The sequence below is a fragment of the Actinomycetospora succinea genome (genome assembly GCF_004363095.1).
In the GTDB taxonomy this organism is placed as follows: Bacteria; Actinomycetota; Actinomycetes; order Mycobacteriales; family Pseudonocardiaceae; genus Actinomycetospora; species Actinomycetospora succinea.
Map to the genome: position 1 here is coordinate 146,691 of NZ_SNYO01000010.1, position 15,481 is coordinate 162,171.

The window sequence follows — 15,481 nt, forward strand, 5'->3', positions numbered from 1 at the left end:
GCGCTGACCGTTTATGGTGCGGTCCACGTCACCGTCCACGAAGGGACCTGATCATGGATCTGCAGGGCGTCTCGGCCCTCGTCACCGGCGGCGCGTCCGGCCTCGGGCTGGCGACCGCGAAGGCGATCACCGCGGCGGGCGGCCGCGTGGTCGTCGCCGACCTGCCGTCGTCGAACGGCAAGGAGGTCGCCGCCGACCTCGGGGGCGAGTTCGTGGCCGCCGACGTCACCGACGCCGACGCCCTGGGCTCCGCGGTCGCCGCGGCCGAGGCGGCGGGCCCGTTCCGCGCGCTCGTGCACTGCGCCGGCATCGGCAGCCTCACCCGCGTCGTGGAGAAGAACGGCGACCCGGGCGACATGGAGTCCTTCGAGCGGGTCATCCGCGTCAACCTCTTCGGCTCCTTCAACGCCCTGCGCCTCGGCGGCGCCGCGATCGCCCGCACCGAGCCCGTCAACGGGGAGCGCGGCGCGATGATCATGACAGCGTCGGTGGCGGCGTTCGAGGGCCAGATCGGGCAGATGGCCTACTCGGCGTCCAAGGGCGGCGTCGTGTCGATGACCCTGTGCGCCGCGCGCGACCTCGCCTCGAAGCTGGTCCGCGTCAACACGATCGCGCCGGGCCTGTTCGACACCCCGCTGTTCGCGACGCTGTCCGAGGACGTCCGCAAGGCGCTCGGCGACTCGGTGCCGAACCCGCGCCGGCTCGGCGACCCCGCCGAGTACGGGCAGATGGCCGTGTCGATGCTGCAGAACCCGATGCTCAACGGCGAGACGATCCGCCTCGACGGCGCGATCCGGATGGCTCCGCGATGAGCTCGGCGGAGGAGACCGTCCTGCGCACCGAGCGCGACGGCACCACGCTGGTCATCACGATCGACCGGCCGAAGGCGCGGAACTCGGTGAACACCGCGGTGGCCCAGGGCATCGCCGACGCCCTCGACGAGCTCGACGGAGACGACGCGCTGGTCAGCGGCATCCTCACCGGCGCGGGCGGGTTCTTCAGCGCCGGCATGGACCTCAAGGCCTTCCTCCGCGGCGAGCGCCCGCACATCGGCGACCGCGGGTTCGCGGGCATCACCCAGCGTCCGCCGTCGAAGCCGCTCATCGCCGCGGTCGAGGGGCCGGCACTCGCGGGCGGCTGCGAGCTGGCGCTCTCGTGCGACCTGGTCGTCGCCTCCGAGGAGGCGAGCTTCGGGATCCCCGAGGTCAAGCGCGGGCTCGCGGCCGCCGCGGGCGGGCTGATGCGGCTGCCGACGCGGATCCCGCGGACCGTCGCGATGGAGCTCGCGCTGACCGGCGACCCGATGTCGGCCGCCGACGCGCACCGGTGGGGCCTGGTCAACCACCTGACCGTGCCCGGCGGCGCGCTCGAGGGCGCCCGCGAGCTCGCGGCCCGGATCGGCGCCAACGGCCCGCTCGCCGTGCGGGCGAGCAAGCAGGTCATCGTCGAGTCGGCGTCGTGGTCGGCGGCGGAGATGTGGGAGCGCCAGGGGAAGATCCTCGGCCCGGTGCTGTCCAGCGAGGACGCCCGCGAGGGCGCCGCGGCGTTCGCGGAGAAGCGCGCGCCGGAGTGGAAGGGCCGCTAGGGGCTGCGCCCTCGTGAGTGATTCGGGTCGTCGGCACGACCCGAATCACTCACGAGCCCCGACGGGGCATCGTTCTCGCCTACGATGCGGGACCGTCGCCCGACAGGACGGGCGCGCCGGAGGGAACCACCCGCCCCGGGAGGCCTCGCATGCACCTCGACCACGCCGTCGTCGAGGCCGAGGTGCTGCTCACCCGCATCGCGAGCGGCGAGATCGAGACCGGGTGGGACGCCGACGGCGGCTGGGACCGGCGGCGCCAGCAGCTCCTCGTCGACACGGTGCTGCGCAATTGGCCGATCCCCCCGGTCGTCATCGCGAGCGACGACGAGTCCGACGTCCTGCTCGACGGCCGCGAGCGCCTGCGGACCCTGTGGCGCTTCACCCGCGACGAGGTGCCCGTCGCCGGCACGACGCCGGCCGCGGGCGAGTACCTCGAGCAGCTCGACGGGCTCCTGTTCAGCCAGCTCCCCGAACGGTTCCGGCGGCGCGTGCGGCGCTACGGCGTCCCGGTCGTGCGGGTGCCGGGCCACGCCGACGGCGAGGTGCGCGAGCTGATGTCGCGCTGGGACCCGACGACGCCCGCGTACCGGGCGGCGGCGCCCGTGCCGGCTCCGGCTGCTCCGGCTCCTCCCGCGATCACTCCCCCGCCCGCGGTCCCGCCGCCGCCCCCTCCTCCTGCGGCACCAGTGGCGCCGCGGCTGCCCGCGGCCCGCGAGCCGGGCGAGTCCTTCCGGCCGGTGGAGACGAGCCCGCCGGACCGGTCGGCCGGGGCGCACCGCCGGTCGTCGGACGCCGAGCCGATCTTCGACGAGCTGTCCGCGTGGTTCCTTGAGGGGACCTCCGAGGCCCCGACCTGGTCCTCCCCCGCCGACAGCGGGCACGAGGCCGCCCGCGCCGCGCTGCGCGAGTCGACGGTCGAGCTCACGCCCGCCGGGCTCCCGATCCGCCAGCCCTCCGCGCGCCTCGCCCCCGGCGCGGTCCAGGCCCCGGCGCGGGCGCGCCCCGGGCCGACGCCCGACCCGCACACGGTCGGCGAGCACCTCAACCGCTTCCGCGAAGGCGCCAGCGCGGCGCGCAACGACCTCTCCCCGCCCGCCTGACGCCCGGGCTCGTCCGGCTCGCCCGGCTCGGCGGTGCGCACTCGAGAAGTGCGAGCGATGCGGCATCGCTGGTGTCTACCGCCAGGATCGCCACATCCTCGCCGGCGCGACACGCCGGTCAGGCGTGCGTAGCGAGCCAGTCGCGATAGGCCGCCACGGCCGCGCCGAAGTCCACCCGCGGCGCCCAGCCGAGGTCGCGGGCCGCCGCGGACAGGTCGAGCGTGCCGGGCCAGCGCGACGCGGCCGCCGGGTCGGGCGGGTCGAGCTCGGCGCGCACGCGCGGCTCGACGGCGGCCACGGCGTCGACCAGTTCAGCGACGGTGCGCGGACGGTCGCCGGCGACGTTGTAGGCCCCGACCGCGTCCGGAGCGTGCACGGCGGCGACCACCGCGTCGGCGGCGTCGTCCACGGAGACGAACTGCTGCGGCGCGTCGGCGGGCAGCCCGACCCGCGTCGTGCGGCCGGCCGCGGCGTCGACCAGCAGGTCCCGGATCAGGCAGTCGGTGCGCCGGCGCGGCCCGAACACCGCGACGAGGCGCAACGACGCGCCCGCGGGCCCGTAGCGGTGGCGGTAGGCCTCGACCAGCTGCTCCCCCGCCGCCTTCGTCGCGCCGTACACGGTCGCCGGGTGCAGCGGCGTCTCCTCGACCACCCTCCGCGTCGCCGTGATGCCGTAGGCGGCGATCGAGGAGCAGGAGACGAACCGCGACACCCCGTGGCGCCGCGCGGCCTCCAGGACGGCGGTGGTGCCGATGAGATTGACGTCGACCACCCGCGCCGGGTCGTCGGCGGACACCATCGGCCCCGAGACGCCCCCGGCGTGCACGACGGCCGCGGGGCGCTCGGCGTCGACCAGCCGCTCGACCGCGTCCCGGTCCAGCAGATCGCACTCGACCTGCTCGACCCCGTCGAACGACCACCGCTGGACGTCGACGGGCACGACCTCGACGCCCGCCGCCTCCAGGCGCCGGCGCACCGCGTGCCCGACCAGCCCCGCCGACCCCGTCACCAGCACCTTCACCGGCCGAGCCTCGCACGGCGTGTCGCTCGGCGAGGATGTGGCGATCCTGGCTTCACATACCAGCGAAGCCGCATCGCTCGTACCGAGAGGGACCGGTCCTACATCGTGTCCTCGCCGTACATCTCGCCGAGCGGGTCCATGATGAACTCCACGCGCGCGCCGTCGGGGTCGTGCGTGTAGATCGAGACCTCGGACTCGACCATGTACTCGGTGCCGCGCTCGTCGAGGCGCCGCTTGATCCCGTACCACTGGCTGCCGGGCACCGAGATCGCGATGTGGTGCAGGCCCCCGAGCACCTCGGCGTAGGGGCCCGGGTCGACGCCGGGCAGGTCGAAGAACGCCAGGTTGTTGCCGTTGCCGACGTCGAAGAAGAAGTGCGTCGAGCCTGCGAGGTCGCGGTTCTCGAACAGCACCGTGACCGGGAAGCCCGCGACGTTCTGGTACCACTCGACGGTCGTGCGCACGTCGCGGCAGACCAGCGCGGTGTGGTGGATGCCCTTGCCGGTCGAGGGCGGGCGGTTCTCGCGCGCGTGGAGGAACTCCTCGCGGATGCGGTCGCGCGCCTCGGTCAGCCGCTGCCGCTCGTCCTCGCTGATCAGGGAACTCTTGTCGGCGCTCATGCCCGGAACCGTAGACCGTTCAACCGAGATCGTGGACCGCCAGCGACCCGGCGTCCCGCTCGGCCTTCCCGCCGGCCGCCCCGCCGTCGCGGGTGAGCTCGGCGAGCATCCGGTAGGTCATCCCGCGGGGGCGCAGACCGAGCGCGGCGGCCGCGTCCTCGTCGAGGCGCTCGACGAGGTTCTTGGTGACGAGGCGCTGGCCCCCGGTCGCGACCTGCTCGACGCGCGCGCACTCGTTGACCTCGTCGCCCAGCGCCGTCACCTCGAGCCGCCCGCCGGTGACGATCTGGCCGATGAACAGGTCCGCGCCCCAGTGCGCGCCGACGTTCATGCGGCAGTCCTCGGCGCGGACCTCCGCCCCGCTCTCCGCGAGGTCGGCGACGACGTCGGCCACCACGCCCGGCAGCTCCTGCACGGCACGCAGTGCGGCGGCCGCGGCCGCGGCGTCCGAGCCGTGGGAGTCCCGCAGGAAGTAGGCGCTCGCCCCGTCCCCGGCGTGCTTGCCCGCGATGCCGCCGTGGCGCGCGACGAGCTCGTCGAACGCGGTCGTGACGCCGCGGATCAGCTCGAAGTACACCGGCGTCGGCAGGCGGCGCGACAGCGGCCCCGACCCGTCGATGTCGGCGAACACCACCGCGGCCGGCCGCTGGGCGGGCTCGGAGAGGTCGGCCATGCGCTCGAACATGGCCTCGTCGCCCTCGGTGACCAGCGCGATCACGCGCGCCGGCAGCAGCGGGGCGTAGATGAGCACCGCCCCGAGCGGGCTCCCGTCCTGGTGGCGCAGCGTCACCCCGAGCATGCCGACGCTCCGCTGCCGCCCGCCGACCCGCAGGTCGAGCGAGAGCACCCACAGCGGGGTGCTCGCGGGGTCCCGGAGCCGCGGGTGCAGCTCGCTGCGCAGGGTCTCGGCGGCCTCGGGGGTGAGGAGGTCGTGCCAGAGCTCCCGCTCGAGCACCTCGTCGAGGTGCCGGCCGAGCCCGAGGTCGGTGTCCTGGTCGACCCCGGCGAGCAGCTGCATCTGGTCGGACACCCACGCCAGGCGCCCCTCGGCGTCGACGACCTGTGCCGCCGTCCGGCCGAGGGCGAGCGCGGACACCACCTCGCCCAGCTGCCCCTCCGGTTCCCCCACGCGGCGGACCCTACGGCTGGGCCTCCCGCGGGTGCGCGGTCATCGCCCGACGGTGTCCCGCGTCGTGGACGAGAACCTCGAGCAGGTCGCCGACGTGGTGGTCGCGCGCCCGGGACAGGACGTGACGTCCCGCACGCCGCTGGGTGACGAGCCCGGCGAGGCGGAGCTTCGCGAGATGCTGCGAGACGGCCGGCCGCGTCGCCCCCAGACGCTCGGCGAGCGTCGAGACGTCGAGCTCGTCGCCGCAGAGCAGCCACAGGATCCGCAACCGCGTCGGGTCCGCGAGCATCCGCAGTCCCTCGACCGCGACGTCGACGTGCTCGGGCGCCGGGAGGTCCGCGAAGGGTCCGGCGGGCGATCCGACGTTGTCAGTTGCGTACACGTTTACGTATCGTGCCAGGCAGAGAGATCGTGTTCCATGGGCTCTCGGCCGACGACGCCCCGCTGGTGGAGGTCCACTCGGATGAGCACCCCGTACGACCGCCCGATCACGCGCTCCGCCGGCCGGACGCGCGGCGTCGGTCCACGCCTCCCGGTCCGCGCGTGCGGCTCCGTCGCCGAGCACACCGCGCTCCTCGCCGAGATCCTCGCCCTGCACGACGCCCTCGTCGCCGCGCCCTCGCTCGAGCCCGGCCCGGGCACCGACGCGCTGTTCACCCGCCTCGTCGGCCTCGCGATCACGCCGCGGCCCGCGCACGTCGTGGACGCCGTGCTCGCCGACCCGGAGCTCGCGGGACGCCTGCCCGACCTGCGGGCCCGATGTGCGAGCGGCGAGTACGCCCTCGAGCGGGCCTGGGCCCGCCGCGTGCTCGCCGCGCCCGACCCCGCCGCGGAGCTCGAGCGCTTCCCCTACCTGCAGAACTACCGCGACCTCACCCGCATCGAGTACCACGCGGTCGCCGGCCACGCCCCGCTCGCACCCCGGCGCGCCCTGTTCGTCGGGTCGGGCCCGCTGCCGCTCTCGGCGCTGCTGCTCGCCCGCCACGGCGTCGCGGTCGACGCCGTCGACGTCGACGCGGAGGCCGTCGCCCTGGGTGGCGCGCTGGCCCGCACGCTCGGCGACGACGTCACCGTCACCGAGGGCGACGTCCTCGCCCTCGACGACCTCGCCGGCTACGACCTCGTGTGCGTCGCCGCGCTCGTCGGCCTCGCCCCCGACGACAAGGCCGCCGCGCTCGCCCACGTCCGCGACCGGATGCGCCCCGGCGCCACCGTCCTCGCCCGCAGCGCGCACTCCCTGCGCGGCCTGCTCTACCCCGTGCTCGACGTCGCCGACGACGGGCTCGGCGGGCTCGAGCCGGTCGCCGTGCTGCACCCGCACACCGACGTCGTCAACTCGGTGGTGCTCGCTCGCGTCCCCGCGTGAGCGGGCATGCTCGACCCGTGCCCCGCACCCGCCCCCATCCCGTCGCGGTCGGCGCGGTCGTGCTCCTCGTGGCGATGATCGCCGCGGCCCTGTGGAACTCGGACGAGTCCGGGACGGGCGCGCGCCAGGTGGGGGCGCAGGCCGCCCCCGTCCTGCCGGCCGCCGCGCCCGGCGCGACGTGCGCGCCGACCGTCACCAACCCCGGCGGCCGCAACAACTACCGCGAGGACGCCCCGCTCGACGTGCCGCTGGGCCGCGGCCTGGTGATCACCGGCCTCGTGCGCGACACCGCCTGCCGTCCCCTGCCCGGTGTGCGGGTCCAGGTGTGGCTGCAGACCGCGCTGGGCAGCGAGCGGGAGAACCGCACCACCGTGCTCACCGACCCGGACGGGCGCTACCGGGTGGTGAGCGACCCGGTGGTCGTCCAGTTCGGCGAGCCCAACGTCCACGTGGCCCACGACGTCGACGGCAGCCCGTACGCGTCGGTGTGGCAGCGCCAGGTCCTGCAGGCCGACGACACCCTCGCGGTCGTCGACCTCGTGCTGGCGCCCGCGTCGTGAGGCTCCTCGTCGGGGCCGCCGCCTTCGGCGGGGTGCTCCTGCTCGTGCTCGCGCTCGCCGCGCCCCACCTCGATCGGGCCTCCCCCGCGCTCCTCGTGTCCACGCTGACGGCGTGCGTCGCCGTCGCGGCGCTGGCCGCCCAGCCCTGGCTCACGCGGCGGCGGGTCGGCGCGCACGTCCGGGTGGGCGGCGTCATCGCCGTGCTCGTGGCGGCGCACGTGGTCGCGCTGCTGATCGAGAGCCCCGACGACGCCCTGTACTCGATGTCGCTCGACGGGCCGACGCGGGCGCGGATGGCGCTCTTCGCGATGGTCCTGCTCGCGGTGGTCACGCTGCTCGGGGTGCTGCGGCGGCGTCTGCGCTGGTCGGCGCCGACGTGGCGGTTCGTCCACGGGAGCCTCGCCGGGCTCGTCGTCGTGCTGGGCGTCGGGCACGCGATCCTCATCCAGGGCGCGCTCGACGGGTGGGGCACCGTGGTGCTGCTCGCGCTCGGGGGCCTCGGGGTCGTCGGGGTGGTGGTCCGCCTGGTGGCCGTCCTCCGGTCGGGGGACGCGATGGCGCACGACCGTGGGCGCGTCCGTCCGGGAGCGGACGAGCACGGCTAGCGTCGCGGGGGTGGAGCCGACACCGATCTTCGCCGACCTCGTGAGCGCCGACCGCGTCCGGCCCGCGGCCCACGACGCCGGCCGGCCGGTGACCGACCTGCTCCGCCGTCTGCGCGACGAGGCCCCGGGCACGTCCCGGGCGCCGGGCGTCGGGCGCGTGCCCGGTCTGCTGACGTTCCCGGCGCGGCGCGGGAGCGACTGAGCGGTAACCCCCCGAGGACTCCGCAGGAGCCGCCCGTCGCGGTTAGGGTCGGCGACCGTGAGCGTGCCGCCTCGTCCGTTCCAGCGCCTGGCGATCGTCAACCGCGGCGAGCCCGCGATGCGTCTGATCAACGCCGTCCGGGAGTGGAACGCCGAGCACGAGGGCCTCCTCCCGCCGATCCGCACGATCGCGGTGCACACCGCGGTCGACCGCCACGCGATGGCGGTGCGCGAGGCCGACGAGGCCGTCCTCATCGGTCCGGACGACCCGGACGACATGGGCCCCGTGCCCTACCTCGACCTCGCCGAGCTCGAGCGCGCGCTGGTCTCCCGCCGCGCCGACGCGGTCTGGCCCGGCTGGGGCTTCGTCTCCGAGCGCGCCGAGTTCGCCGCGCTGTGCGAGCGCCTCGGCATCACGTTCGTCGGGCCGAACTCCGAGACCATGCAGCGGCTCGGCGACAAGATCGAGTCGAAGCGGATCGCCGAGAGCGTCGGCGTCCCGATGGCCCCGTGGAGCGGCGGGCCGGTCGCCGACGTCGAGGCCGCGCGCACCGCCGCGGAGAAGATCGGCTTCCCGCTGATGGTCAAGGCGACGGCAGGCGGCGGGGGCCGCGGCATCCGCTTCGTCGCGCGCGCCGAGGACCTCGACGACTCCTTCACCCGCGCGTCGGCCGAGGGCGAGCGCACCGCGGGCGACGGCACGGTGTTCCTCGAGGGCGCCGTGCGAGGTGGCCGGCACGTCGAGGTGCAGGTGGTCGCCGACGCCGCGGGCGGCGTGGTGACGCTCGGGGTCCGCGACTGCAGCGTCCAGCGCCGCAACCAGAAGGTGCTCGAGGAGTCCGCGTCGACGGCGCTGACCGGCGAGCAGGACCGGCTGCTGCGCCAGAGCGCCGCCGACCTCGCCCGCGCCGCCGGCTACGTCAACGCCGGCACGGTGGAGTTCCTCTACGACCCGGCGAACGAGGTCCTCTCGTTCATGGAGGTCAACACCCGGCTGCAGGTCGAGCACCCCGTCACCGAGGCCGTCACCGGCGTCGACGTCGTCAAGCTCCAGCTGCACGTGGCGATGGGCGGATCCCTGGCCGACGTGCTCGGGGACTCGATCATGCAAGACCCGATCCACCCGCCGGCCTCCGGGCACGCCATCGAGGCGCGGCTGACCGCCGAGGACCCCGAGCGCGGCTTCGCCCCGGCCCCCGGCGCGATCCGCCACCTCGTGCTGCCCGCGGGCCCCGGCATCCGCGTCGACACCGGCGTGGCCGCCGGCGACGTCATCCCGCCGCAGTACGACTCGATGATCGCCAAGGTGATCGCCTGGGGCCGCACGCGCGACGAGGCGCGCGCCCGGCTCGCCCGCGCGATCCGCCAGACGGCGGTCGTCGTCGAGGGCGGCACGACCAACAAGGCGTTCCTGCTCGACCTGCTCTCGCGCCCCGAGGTCACCGAGGGCACCGCGGACACGACCTGGCTCGACACGATGATGGCCGACGGCTACACCCCGCCGCGCCGCGTCGACATCGCCCTGCTCGCCGCCGCCGTCGAGGCCCACGAGGCCCACGAGTTCCGCCAGCAGGGCCGCCTGTTCCTCTCCGCCGAGCGCGGGCGCCCCGAGGTCGGCCACGAGGTCTGGCACCAGGTCGACGTCCGCGTCGTCGGCGAGTCCTACCGGCTGCGGGTGGCCCGCACGCGCCCGTCGCACTACCGGGTCGTGCTGGAGGGCGACGGCGATGGTTCCGGGGTCGACGTCGTCGTCGAGCGCTCCGGGCGCTTCGAGCGCCGCCTGACCGTCGGCGGCCGCACGTTCGGCGTCCTGTCGGTGGCGCAGGGCCCGGACTACCTCGTCGAGGTCGACGGCGCCGTGCACCGCATCGCCGGCGGCGAGGCCGGACTCGTCCGCGCGCCCGCGCCCGCGATGGTCGTCTCGATCCCGGTCTCCGCCGGCGACACGGTCTCGGAGGGCGACACCGTCGCCGTCGTCGAGAGCATGAAGCTCGAGACCGCGCTGCGGGCCCCGGTCAGCGGCCGCGTCGCCGAGGTGCTGGTCGACGCGAACACCCAGGTCGAGGGCGGGTCGCGGCTCGTGCGCCTCGAGCCCGACGCCGACGACGCCGCCGACACGGGCGGCGACGAGCGGGTCAGCCTGGCGGCGCTGGCGTCGCCGCTGCCCGAGGACGAGCAGGCCGACGCCCGCACGCGGGCCCGGGACGCGCTCGCGGCCCTGCGCGCGCTCGTGCTGGGCTACGACGTGGACGAGCGCGAGGCGAAGCCGCTGCTCGACGCGCTCGACCGCGCCCGTGGGGAGCTCCCGGCCGACGACCCGGACCTGCTGCGCGACGAGATCGGGATCCTGCGGATCGTCGCGGACCTGTCCGCCCTCTCGCGCAACCGCCGCCTCGAGGGCGGCCCCGGCGAGGACGACGACACCGCCGTCGACGACGAGTCCGCCCGCAACCCGCAGGAGTACCTCTACGCCTACCTGCGCTCGCGCGACGCCGACGCCGAGGTGCTGCCCGAGTCGTTCCGGCTCAAGCTGCGCCGGGCGCTCGAGCACTACGGGGTGCCCGGGCTCGACGCCGCGCCGGAGCTGCTCGGCCCCGCGCTCTACCGGATGTTCCTGGCCCACCGCCGCGCCGGCGCGCACCAGCCGGTGGTCGCCGCGCTGCTGGGGGCCCGCCTGCGCGCGCCGGAGTCGGTGTCGGCGGACGGCGACGGGTACCGCACGGTGCTCGACCACCTCGTCGCGGCCACCCAGGTGCGCCACCCGCAGATCGGCGACCTCGCCCGCCAGGTCCGGTTCCGCTGCTTCGACGCCCCGCTGATCGAGGCCGAGCGCGAGCAGACCCAGGAGCGGGTGCGGGCCGAGCTCGACGCCCTGTCCGACGATCCCGCGACCCGCCGGGGGCAGATCGACGCCATCGTCGCGTCCGGCGAACCGATCCTCGGGCTGTTCTCGCAGCGCCACCACGCGGTGATGCTCGAGGTGATGACCCGCCGCTACTACGGGCTCATCCGGCCCCTCGGCGACGTCCGCGTCGACGAGCACGACGGGCGCCCCCTGCTCACCGCGCGCTACGAGCACGACGGGCACTCCTACGTCGTCCTCGCCACCGTCGCGACGGTCGACCAGCCCGACGGCGCCACCGCCCCGGCGACGGTCCAGACCGACCTGCACCGGCTCATCGACGCGCTGCCGTCGGGCGACACCGTGCTCGTCGACCTCTACGTCACCTCACCGCGCGGCCCGGAGGCCCCGGACGGGCCCGAGGAGCGCGCGACGCGCATCCGGGACTCGATCGGCACGATGCCCGGGGCGGTCGGGCGGGTGACGGTCGGCATCCGCGGCACCGTCCACGACGGCGACCACGGCGGCGCCGCGACCAGCTGGTTCACCTTCCGGCCCGAGGAGACCCCGGGGCCCGACGGCGTGCAGCCGGTCGAGGACCGGACCCTGCGCGGCCTGCACCCGATGGTCGCCGAGCGCCTCGGCCTGTGGCGGCTGCGCGACTTCGCGCTCACCCGCCTGCCCTCGGCCACCGACGTGCACCTGTTCCACGCCCAGGGCCGCAACGTCCCCGAGGACCGCCGCCTCATCGTCACCGGCGACGTCCGCGACCTGACGATCCTGCGCGGCGACGACGGCGCGGTGCGGGCCCTCCCCCAGGTCGAGGCCGTGCTCGACGCGGCGCTCGACAGCCTGCGCTCGGCCCGCGCCGCCGACGCGGACCTCGCCGCGCTGCGCTGGAACCGCGTGCTGCTCTACGTGTGGCCGCTGGTCGACGTGCCGCTGACCGAGCTCGACGGGATCGTGCGCACGCTCGCCCCGCGCACCGAGTCCCTCGGCATCGAGCAGGTCATGGTGCGCTTCCGGACGCCGGACGGCGAGTTCCTGCTGCGCATGTCCCGCCCGCCGGGCGCCGGGCTCACGCTGCGGGTCACCGCGCCGCCGAGCCACCCGATGGGCGAACTGGACGCGTACACGCAGAAGGTCATCAAGGCTGCCCGCCGCGGGGCGCTCTACCCCTACGAGCTCGTGCCGCTGCTGACCCGCAGCCCCGACCAGGGCGGCGAGCCGGGCACGTTCACCGAGTACGACCTCGACCCGGACACGCTGCGACCGGTGCCGGTCGAGCGGCCCTACGGGGCGAACACCGCGAACTTCGTCCTCGGCATGGTCACGACGCCGACGCGCCGGCAGCCCGAGGGCCTCACGCGCGTGGTGCTGCTCGGCGACCCCACCCGCGCGCTCGGGGCGATCGCCGAGCCGGAGTGCCGGCGGGTGCTCGCCGCGATCGACCTCGCGCGCGAGCACCGCGTGCCGATCGAGTGGTACGCGGTGTCGGCCGGCGCGAAGATCGCCATGGACTCCGGCACCGAGAACATGGACTGGATCTCCCGCGTGCTCCGGGAGATCATCGACTTCACCCAGCGCGGCGGCGAGATCAACGTCGTCGTCACCGGCATCAACGTCGGCGCCCAGCCCTACTGGAACGCCGAGGCCACGATGCTCATGCACACCCGGGGCATCCTCGTCATGACCCCGGACTCGGCGATGGTCCTCACCGGCAAGCAGTCGCTGGACTACTCCGGCGGCGTCTCCGCCGAGGACAACTACGGCATCGGCGGCTACGACCGCATCATGGGCCCGAACGGCGAGGCGCAGTACTGGGCGCCGGACCTCTCCGGGGCCGTCGACGTGCTGCTCGCGCACTACCGGCACACCTACGTCGTGCCCGGCGAGCGGTTCCCCCGCCCCGCCCCCACGAAGGACCCCGTCGAGCGCGACGTGCGCACCGCGCCGCACCACGACGACGGGTTCACGTCGATCGGCGAGATCTTCGACCCGGCGAGCAACGCCGAGCGCAAGAAGCCCTTCGACATCCGCTCGCTGATGAGCGCCGTCGCCGACGACGACCACGGGACGCTCGAGCGCTGGGCCGACATGCAGGCCGCCGAGTCGGTGGTGGTGCTCGACGCCCACCTCGGCGGGCAGCCCGTCGAGCTCATCGGCATCGAGTCCAAGCCGCTGCCGCGCCACGGCCCGCCGCCGGTCGACGGGCCGTCGCAGTGGACGGCGGGAACGCTCTTCCCGCGCTCGTCGAAGAAGACCGCGCGGGCGATCAACGCCGCGAGCGGCAACCGGCCGGTGGTCGTGCTCGCGAACCTGTCGGGCTTCGACGGCTCCCCGGAGTCGCTGCGCGGCCTGCAGCTCGAGTACGGCGCGGAGATCGGCCGCGCGGTCGTCAACTTCGACGGGCCGATCGTCTTCTGCGTGGTCTCGCGCTACCACGGCGGCGCCTTCGTCGTGTTCTCCGGGACGCTCAACGACGAGATGGAGGTCGCGGCGGTCGAGGGCTCCTACGCCTCGGTGATCGGCGGGGCGCCGGCGGCCGCGGTCGTGTTCTCCGGCGAGGTCGCCAAGCGCACCGCCGCCGACCCGCGCGTCGCCGACCTCGAGAGCCGGATCAGCGAGCGGCTCGAGCGCGGCGAGGACGTCGCGGAGCTGCGCGGCGAGCTCGCCAGCGTCCGGCCGGTCGTGCGCTCGGAGAAGCTCGGGCAGGTCGCCGACGAGTTCGACACCAAGCACTCGGTGGCCCGGGCCCAGGAGATGGGCTCGGTGCACGCGATCGTCGACCCGGCGCGGCTGCGGCCCTACCTCGTGGAGGCCGTGGCGCGCGGGATGGAGAAGACGCTGGCGCGGGGCTCGTCCTCCCCGTCCTCCTGAGCGTCGTCGTCTTCCTGAGGCTCGTCCTCCTCGTCTCCCGTGCGGGGGGCGGGGAGGGACAGGTCGAGCTGGTCGTCCCCGGCGAGCTGGGGCCGCCGGTAGTGGGACATGACCCACCCCGACTCGCGCGCGTGCCCGTGGACGAACGACATGTCTCCAGGAAAGCACGGGGGTCCGACACGCTCTACCGCACGACGAACTCCAGGCCGCGGCTCGCGGCGGTGTCGCGCGCGCAGGCCAGGACGCGGGCGAGGTCCGGGTCGTCGGCACGCTCGCCGGCCTCGACGACCACGGTGTGCGTGGTGGGGTCGGCCATGACGGCGTGCAGCCGGCAGCTCAGGGTGGCGGCGTCGACGGTCCCGGGAACGGGGACGACGACCTCCTCGGCGGGCTCGGCGGCCTCGGCGGCGCTGATCAGCGTGGTCACGGGTCCTCCTGGGGCGCTCGGGGGCGCCGATCGGGGAACGGGCGACCGCACCGTCGACCCGGACTGTGACCTTCCTACCCCATCGGGGGTGTGTCCACGCCCCGCGGCGCCCGAGACCGTCCCGTGGCCCGTGCGACGCCCCGCAGTGTCCGGCCTCCGGCGCGGCAGCTCCGCTGCGCTGCGTGCCGCCTTCCAGTCAGGGTTGACCGTTCCCGTCGGTGGCGAGAGGGTGCGGTCCGTCGGAGACGAGGAGGTCCGCGTGGCGGTGGAGGGCTACACCGAGATCGAGTACTCGGTGGTCGACGGGATCGCGACGATCGTGCTCGACCGGGAGGCGCGGATGAACGCGTTCACCGGGCAGATGTGCGACGAGCTCGTGGCCGCGTGCGACGCGATCGACGCCGACGACGCCGTCCGCGTCCTGGTGGTCACCGGGCGGGGCCGCGCGTTCTGCGCGGGCGCCGACCTGGGCGAGGGCGGCAGCACGTTCGACGACCGCGGGCGCGAGAAGGCCGCGCGCTACGGCGAGGTCGACGGCGTCGGGCGCGACCGCGGCGGGGTCGTGTCGCTGCGCTTCGCGGCCCTGCGCGTCCCGGTCGTCGCGGCGGTCAACGGGGCGGCGGTCGGCGTCGGGGCGACGATGACCCTGCCGATGGACGTGCGCGTCGCCGGCGCCTCGGCGCGCTTCGGGTTCGTGTTCGCGCGCCGCGGGATCGTGCCCGAGGCGGCGTCGAGCTGGTTCCTCCCGCGCGTCGTCGGCATCTCGCGGGCCATGGAGTGGGCGATGACCGGGCGGGTGTTCGGGGCGCGCGAGGCCCTCGAGGGCGGGCTCGTCTCGCGCGTCGTCCCCGACGAGGACCTGCTCGACACCGCCTACGCGCTGGCTCGCGAGGTCGTCGAGAACACGTCGTCGGTGTCGGTGGCGCTGACCCGGCAGATGATGTGGTCGATGCTCTCGGCCTCGTCGCCCTGGGAGGCGCACGCCCTCGACTCGCGCGCCGTCCTCGAGCTCGGCCGCGACGCCGACGCCGCCGAGGGCGTGACGGCCTTCCTGGAGAAGCGCCCGCCGGCGTTCCCGCTGCGCCGCACCCGCGACCACACCGACATCGTCCCGGAGTGGCCCGCCCGCCCCTGAGGGCACGGCG

General features: G+C 75.2%; 14 protein-coding genes. 9 read left to right on the forward strand and 5 right to left on the reverse strand.

The genetic code is table 11. The annotated features are described in order from the left end of the window. Positions 1-53: 53 nt before the first annotated feature. The 3 genes from EV188_RS25975 to EV188_RS25985 all read left to right on the forward strand — a co-directional run bounded on the left by EV188_RS25975 (position 54) and on the right by EV188_RS25985 (position 2,685). A complete protein-coding gene (locus EV188_RS25975; protein WP_133829224.1) occupies positions 54-812 on the forward strand; it encodes an SDR family NAD(P)-dependent oxidoreductase in 759 nt (252 codons plus the stop codon). Then, a complete protein-coding gene (locus EV188_RS25980; RefSeq protein WP_133829225.1) occupies positions 809-1,585 on the forward strand; it encodes a crotonase/enoyl-CoA hydratase family protein in 777 nt (258 codons plus the stop codon). Before EV188_RS25975 ends, EV188_RS25980 begins: the two co-directional genes overlap by 4 nt. Positions 1,586-1,734: 149 nt before the next feature. Continuing rightward, positions 1,735-2,685, forward strand: a complete 951-nt coding sequence (locus EV188_RS25985) for a DUF262 domain-containing protein (protein ID WP_133829226.1) — start codon at positions 1,735-1,737, stop codon at positions 2,683-2,685. A 118-nt stretch (positions 2,686-2,803) separates the two neighbouring features. Here the strand turns inward: EV188_RS25985 and EV188_RS25990 are convergent, their stop codons facing one another. The 4 genes from EV188_RS25990 to EV188_RS26005 form a co-directional block, all read right to left on the reverse strand. Then, positions 2,804-3,706, reverse strand: coding sequence for an NAD-dependent epimerase/dehydratase family protein (locus EV188_RS25990; RefSeq protein WP_166660080.1), 903 nt, complete (start codon positions 3,704-3,706; stop codon positions 2,804-2,806). A 98-nt stretch (positions 3,707-3,804) separates the two neighbouring features. Next, positions 3,805-4,326 (reverse strand): VOC family protein, encoded by a 522-nt coding sequence (locus tag EV188_RS25995; protein ID WP_133829228.1) that lies wholly within the window; start codon positions 4,324-4,326, stop codon positions 3,805-3,807. A gap of 19 nt (positions 4,327-4,345) precedes the next feature. Further along, the gene (locus tag EV188_RS26000; RefSeq protein WP_133829229.1) at positions 4,346-5,455 is read right to left on the reverse strand and encodes an adenylate/guanylate cyclase domain-containing protein; all 1,110 of its coding nucleotides are present in this window, start codon (positions 5,453-5,455) and stop codon (positions 4,346-4,348) included. A 10-nt stretch (positions 5,456-5,465) separates the two neighbouring features. Beyond that, entirely contained in the window at positions 5,466-5,837 is a 372-nt protein-coding gene (locus EV188_RS26005; protein WP_243742004.1) for an ArsR/SmtB family transcription factor, read from the reverse strand. A gap of 81 nt (positions 5,838-5,918) precedes the next feature. Between EV188_RS26005 and EV188_RS26010 the strand changes: the two genes are divergently transcribed. Genes EV188_RS26010 through EV188_RS26030 form a run of 5 tightly spaced genes read left to right on the forward strand, consistent with a single transcriptional unit; the run spans position 5,919 to position 13,909 of the window. After that, the gene (locus EV188_RS26010; protein WP_166660081.1) at positions 5,919-6,821 is read left to right on the forward strand and encodes a nicotianamine synthase family protein; all 903 of its coding nucleotides are present in this window, start codon (positions 5,919-5,921) and stop codon (positions 6,819-6,821) included. Positions 6,822-6,838: 17 nt separating this feature from the next. Further along, entirely contained in the window at positions 6,839-7,381 is a 543-nt protein-coding gene (locus EV188_RS26015; RefSeq protein WP_133829231.1) for a peptidase associated/transthyretin-like domain-containing protein, read from the forward strand. Beyond that, on the forward strand, positions 7,378-7,986 hold the full coding sequence (locus EV188_RS26020; RefSeq protein ID WP_133829232.1) for a hypothetical protein: 609 nt from the start codon (positions 7,378-7,380) through the stop codon (positions 7,984-7,986). The genes EV188_RS26015 and EV188_RS26020 overlap by 4 nt, the downstream gene beginning before the upstream one ends. A gap of 10 nt (positions 7,987-7,996) precedes the next feature. Beyond that, entirely contained in the window at positions 7,997-8,188 is a 192-nt protein-coding gene (locus tag EV188_RS26025) for a hypothetical protein (RefSeq protein WP_133829233.1), read from the forward strand. Between the two features lie 57 nt (positions 8,189-8,245). Further along, positions 8,246-13,909 carry an ATP-binding protein gene (locus tag EV188_RS26030; protein ID WP_279536769.1) on the forward strand — a complete coding sequence of 1,888 codons (5,664 nt, stop codon included), beginning with the start codon at positions 8,246-8,248 and terminating at the stop codon, positions 13,907-13,909. A 184-nt stretch (positions 13,910-14,093) separates the two neighbouring features. Here EV188_RS26030 and EV188_RS31960 read toward each other — a convergent pair whose 3' ends face one another. Next, entirely contained in the window at positions 14,094-14,336 is a 243-nt protein-coding gene (locus tag EV188_RS31960) for a hypothetical protein (protein WP_166660067.1), read from the reverse strand. Positions 14,337-14,601: 265 nt separating this feature from the next. Between EV188_RS31960 and EV188_RS26040 the strand changes: the two genes are divergently transcribed. Then, positions 14,602-15,471: an enoyl-CoA hydratase-related protein gene (locus EV188_RS26040; protein WP_424922957.1), complete on the forward strand. Its 870-nt coding sequence runs from the start codon at positions 14,602-14,604 to the stop codon at positions 15,469-15,471. Positions 15,472-15,481 lie beyond the last annotated feature (10 nt).

Coding starts and splice junctions, on each gene's coding strand:
- EV188_RS26010 (WP_166660081.1), top strand. CDS start 5,919: ATGAGCACCCCGTACGACCGCCCGATCACGCGCTCCGCCGGCCGGACG.
- EV188_RS25975 (WP_133829224.1), top strand. CDS start 54: ATGGATCTGCAGGGCGTCTCGGCCCTCGTCACCGGCGGCGCGTCCGGC.
- EV188_RS25980 (WP_133829225.1), top strand. CDS start 809: ATGAGCTCGGCGGAGGAGACCGTCCTGCGCACCGAGCGCGACGGCACC.
- EV188_RS25995 (WP_133829228.1), bottom strand. CDS start 4,326: ATGAGCGCCGACAAGAGTTCCCTGATCAGCGAGGACGAGCGGCAGCGG.
- EV188_RS25985 (WP_133829226.1), top strand. CDS start 1,735: ATGCACCTCGACCACGCCGTCGTCGAGGCCGAGGTGCTGCTCACCCGC.